The organism is Photorhabdus tasmaniensis, from assembly GCF_011189505.1.
Lineage (GTDB): Bacteria > Pseudomonadota > Gammaproteobacteria > Enterobacterales > Enterobacteriaceae > Photorhabdus > Photorhabdus tasmaniensis.
This window is the reverse complement of sequence record NZ_PUJU01000213.1, coordinates 1-503: the sequence shown is the minus strand read 5'-3', so window position 1 is coordinate 503 and position 503 is coordinate 1. Positions and strand designations below refer to the sequence as shown.

Sequence of the window (503 nt, the reverse complement as noted above, 5' to 3'; positions counted from 1 at the left end):
AAGTGGAACGGTAAAGAATGGGTAGTTGATAAAGACCTTCTCAAATCGCATCAGATTGATGAAGCCAAGCAACAGCAAGCAGCACTGTTACAACAGGCAAATGACACTCTCTCATTGCTACAAGACTCGGTTGACTTGGAGGTTGCGACAGACTCAGAGAAAGCCGCTTTGCTTGAATGGAAGAAATACCGGGTATTACTCACTCGGGTAGATACTTCACAAGCACCCAATGTTGAATGGCCGGAGCAGCCGAAGTAAGGATAGGGGCATGATACCATTGATTTAATTCTGGTTTTTCAGAGAACAAAGGAGGTCGACCAGAATCAAAAAAACCTTATATGCCCGTCGCTTCTTGGATACATTAACCAAGGCGACGGGCAACAGTTAAACAATACTAATTTTGAGGTTGACGCCACACGCCGCCGCATAGCGCTCAAGTGTCGCAACGCTGGCTTTCATCGGATTCTTTTCAACCTTAGCGACTGCCGGTGGGGTAATTCCCA

1 protein-coding gene is annotated in these 503 nt (G+C 46.5%); it reads left to right on the top strand.

The genetic code is table 11. From position 1 onward, the window contains the following. A partial coding sequence (locus tag C5471_RS23605; protein ID WP_166296678.1) for a tail fiber assembly protein occupies positions 1–258 on the top strand: 258 nt, incomplete at its 5' end. Between the last annotated feature and the right edge of the window lie 245 nt (positions 259–503).